Origin of the sequence: Caballeronia sp. (genome assembly GCF_049581465.1) — a bacterium.
GTDB lineage: Bacteria > Pseudomonadota > Gammaproteobacteria > Burkholderiales > Burkholderiaceae > Caballeronia.
The window spans coordinates 1-3,474 of record NZ_JBAUSA010000558.1; the positions used below are offsets into that span (position 1 = coordinate 1).

General features: G+C 60.3%; 5 protein-coding genes. 3 read left to right on the top strand and 2 right to left on the bottom strand.

Features of this window, described 5'->3' with window-relative positions:
• Positions 1–690: glutamate racemase (gene murI / locus WCA53_RS13760; RefSeq protein ID WP_423911019.1), on the bottom strand; the 690-nt coding region annotated here is incomplete at its 3' end.
• Between the two features lie 172 nt (positions 691–862).
• Between murI and WCA53_RS13765 the strand changes: the two genes are divergently transcribed.
• Positions 863–1,297 carry a response regulator gene (locus WCA53_RS13765; RefSeq protein ID WP_423911022.1) on the top strand — a complete coding sequence of 145 codons (435 nt, stop codon included), beginning with the start codon at positions 863–865 and terminating at the stop codon, positions 1,295–1,297.
• A gap of 74 nt (positions 1,298–1,371) precedes the next feature.
• Here WCA53_RS13765 and WCA53_RS13770 read toward each other — a convergent pair whose 3' ends face one another.
• Positions 1,372–1,659: a hypothetical protein gene (locus tag WCA53_RS13770; RefSeq protein WP_423911025.1), complete on the bottom strand. Its 288-nt coding sequence runs from the start codon at positions 1,657–1,659 to the stop codon at positions 1,372–1,374.
• Between the two features lie 130 nt (positions 1,660–1,789).
• Here WCA53_RS13770 and WCA53_RS13775 point away from each other — a divergent pair, with 130 nt between their 5' ends.
• Together WCA53_RS13775 and WCA53_RS13780 are read left to right on the top strand one after the other, a co-directional pair.
• On the top strand, positions 1,790–2,611 hold the full coding sequence (locus WCA53_RS13775; RefSeq protein ID WP_423911030.1) for an AraC family transcriptional regulator: 822 nt from the start codon (positions 1,790–1,792) through the stop codon (positions 2,609–2,611).
• Between the two features lie 81 nt (positions 2,612–2,692).
• Positions 2,693–3,433 carry an AzlC family ABC transporter permease gene (locus WCA53_RS13780; RefSeq protein WP_423911033.1) on the top strand — a complete coding sequence of 247 codons (741 nt, stop codon included), beginning with the start codon at positions 2,693–2,695 and terminating at the stop codon, positions 3,431–3,433.
• The last annotated feature ends 41 nt before the right edge of the window (positions 3,434–3,474 follow it).

The following is a 3,474-nucleotide window of genomic DNA, read 5'->3' on the forward strand; positions in this document are numbered from 1 at the left end:
GCCGCGAATGGATCGGTGCAATCTCAATTGATCCAGGAGCGAGACCGTCCGACGAGCGAGGGCGTCGCGTGTTTCTATGAGTCGAAACCGATGTCCGAACAGTTTCCGAATCGACGGCCCAAGCAACGCGAAATGGGTAGAGCCGAGCATGACGGTGTCGACGCCCGCCTCGGCCATGGGCGCGAGGTAGGTCAACAGCAATGCATCGACTTCGGGGCCCCTGGTATCCCCGCGCTCGATCAACTCAACTAGCCCATGACCGGCCTGGCACACGAAGCGGCAGGCGTGCGCGTGCTCGATGAGGCGGGCTTGAAACCTTTCGCTGCGCAGTGTGGCCACCGTAGCGAGCACGCCGACCACCCTGCTGGCGGATGCCGCGACAGCGGGTTTGAAGCCCGGCTCGACGCCCACGACCGGGATCTTCAAGTCGCCGCGCAGGCTTTCAATTGCGTGAGCGGTTGCTGTATTGCATGCGACCACCAGGATCTTTGCGCCTTCCTGCACGAGCCATCGCGCGACTGCGGTGCTGCGCGACTGGATAAACCCATCGGATTTTTCCCCATAGGGCGCGTGAGCAGAGTCGGCGAAATACGTGATGGACTCGTGGGGCAGGTGCAGGCGAATGGCTTGTAAAACCGATAATCCGCCAAAGCCCGAGTCAAAAACACCAATCGATCCAGTAGATGTCATTCGGTGAACGTCTTGTCGCTGTAGGGAAGTGGATGCAGGCTCGTGATTCTACATAGCGAGTCGGTCTCGCGTCGTTACGGGCAAAGAAGCCCCGAGGAAAATATCCCTATTTAGGCCTGAAAAGGGGGACGTGGCACGCGGGGTGCGAATTGGTAGGTATCCAGGAGCTCAGATGCAATCAATCCCCAATAAATCAATTTCTCATTCGTGGACCGCGCGCCGCATCCAACTCGGGGGCGCCCAATTGCGAATCCTGGTGGTGGACGACAACCGCAATGCCGCCGAAGCACTGGCGACCTACTTGTCATTTGAAGATATCGAATCCCGTGTCGCGTTCGGAGGTGCCGAAGCCATCTCGATTGGAAGCGCCTGGGTTCCTCACGTCATCGTCATGGATATTTCGATGCCCGTGTGCAACGGCGTCCAGGCCGCTTACGCGCTGCGACACAACGGCCGTACCAGTGGTATCGCGATGATCGCTTTCACCGCATTAGATGAAGCCGAGGTGCGCCGGCATCTCACGGACCAGGAATTCGACGGCTATTGTCAAAAAGGTCAGCCGCCAGCCAATTTGCTCGCCCTTGTCATGACGTTCGCGCACGGGTAGGTGCTCACGTCGCGCCAGGCGACGGAAAGACGAGATAGCCCGAGTCCAGTCTTGCCCGTATGCATCGGCTCGACTCACGCACGGTCGGAGGAATGAAGTTCATCCAGCAGGAGATTCGCTCGCCGTTTCTGGGTGGAAACCAAATTGATCCCGTTGATCACTTCGTTGATGCGGTTCGTCCAGTATTGGAGACCCATCCCCTGGATACTGGCGATACGACCGAGCCCCGCCGTCCGGCGAATCATGGATTCCAGATGATCGAGGATCGCGTCGGCATTCCTTGCCGGTTGCAAGTCCGGTTGTAAGTCCGCTTGTAAGTCCATACGTCGGCGTATCGCCGGCTTCCTTGATACTTTGGTCATTGGCCATCCCTGGAAGAGTAACCAGACCCCTAGAGCATTTTGCGTTCCCGTGGGCGATGGGCGAGACAGGCGACATTGCGTGGACTGCCGGGCTAGACTGATAACCTGCTCGCCGTTCAGTCTTAAGCACATGACTACCACCCGTTTTGAAGACTCCGCGCGCTACTGGCGTTCGCCGCTTGTCCCAGGTGGCGACATGGTCACCGCGCAATATCACGATCACGCGTTTTCCCCGCACTGGCACGACGCATACACGATCCCCGTCATCGAAGCCGGGGCCGAGCGCTACGAGTATCGCGGGTCGAGTTTTGTCGCCGAGGCGGGCTCGCTTCCCATCATCAATCCGGGCGAAGTGCACACGGGCTCGCGCGCCGTCGAAGCTGGCTGGCGGTATCGCGTGTTCTATCTGCCGGTCGATTTTGTGCAAGCCGTCGCCGACGATCTGAGTGGCTGCGCGCAGCCGATGCAATGGTTCTCCACCAATATTGTCCGCGACGCCGACCTGACGCGGCGCGTATGGCTCGCGCATCACGCGCTGGAGGCAGGGCATGACCCGCTCGCGGCGGAGCATGCGCTGCTTGACGCGGTTTCGACGCTACTGGTGCGCCACGCAGGCCATCGTCCGCCGATCGAGCGCATTGGCACCGATACCGTGCGCGTCGAAGTCATGAAAGCGCGTCTCGTCGACGATCTCACTGCGCCGCTTTCCCTCGCTGATCTCGCGCGAGCAGTGGGCTTGTCGACTTTTCATGCGGCGCGGCTCTTCACGCGTGAGGTGGGCCTGGCACCGCACGCCTGGCGCAACCAGATGCGCTTGAGCCGTGCGCTTGGCGCGTTGCGCGCGGGCGTATCGGCGACGGATGTTGCTGCGGCTAGCGGTTTCACGGACCAGAGCCATTTCACTCGCCACTTCAAAAAAGCATTCGGCGTGCCGCCCGGCCGCTGGCGCTAGTCTCCGGCATTCGCCGTCCGCAAGAACGTACAAGCGCGTTCGACTCACACGGTTATATCCTCGCGAATACCGGGAGGAGTTATGAACGCGATAAATCGATTAAGCAGTTTCTCGGAGTTCGCCGCAGGGGCGCGCGACACGATTCCGATGATGATCGGTGCCGCGCCGTTCGGCGTGATTTTCGGCACGCTCTGCAGCGCGGGTCCGCTAAGCCCGTGGCATGGCCAACTGATGTCGCTGGTGGTCTTCGCCGGGTCGGCGCAGTTCATTGCGGCCGGACAGATTGCGGGAAACGCCAGCCTGGCGGTGATCTGGGGTACAACTATCGTCGTCAATTTGCGCCATCTGCTCTATAGTGCGACGCTCGCGCCTTACGTGGCGCATCTGCCCGCCCGCTGGCGCTTTACGCTCGGCGCGATGATGAGCGACGAAGTCTTCGCGGTTGCGTACTCGAACTACAGTCAACGAGCGCCAGGTGAAACCGGGCCGTATTACTTCTTCGGCTCAGGCTTGTCGATGTACGTGAACTGGCAGCTCTGGACGCTCGCCGGCCTGCTGTTTGGCTCGGCGTTTCCCGGGCTTCAATCGAAGGGACTCGACTTCGCAATGGTCGCGACGTTCATTGCGATCATTGTTCCCCAACTGGTCGCGTTTCGGTTTATTGCGGCTGCGTTGACGGCGGGCGTGCTGTCGTTTGCGTGGAGGGGTTGGCCTTACAAGCTAGGCTTATTGTCCGCGGTCATTGCGGGCGTGGCGATGGGAATGCTGCTGACCTCTCGCAAGCAGCGAGAGGGCGCTAAACAACGGGAGTGTCTGGAGTGAACTACGTATTGCTGATTCTGGGCATGGCGGTCATCACGTTC

Excerpts from the sequence above, each read along its gene's own strand:
- WCA53_RS13765 (WP_423911022.1), top strand. The coding sequence starts at position 863 with ATGCAATCAATCCCCAATAAATCAATTTCTCATTCGTGGACCGCGCGC.
- WCA53_RS13770 (WP_423911025.1), bottom strand. The coding sequence starts at position 1,659 with ATGACCAAAGTATCAAGGAAGCCGGCGATACGCCGACGTATGGACTTA.
- WCA53_RS13775 (WP_423911030.1), top strand. The coding sequence starts at position 1,790 with ATGACTACCACCCGTTTTGAAGACTCCGCGCGCTACTGGCGTTCGCCG.
- WCA53_RS13780 (WP_423911033.1), top strand. The coding sequence starts at position 2,693 with ATGAACGCGATAAATCGATTAAGCAGTTTCTCGGAGTTCGCCGCAGGG.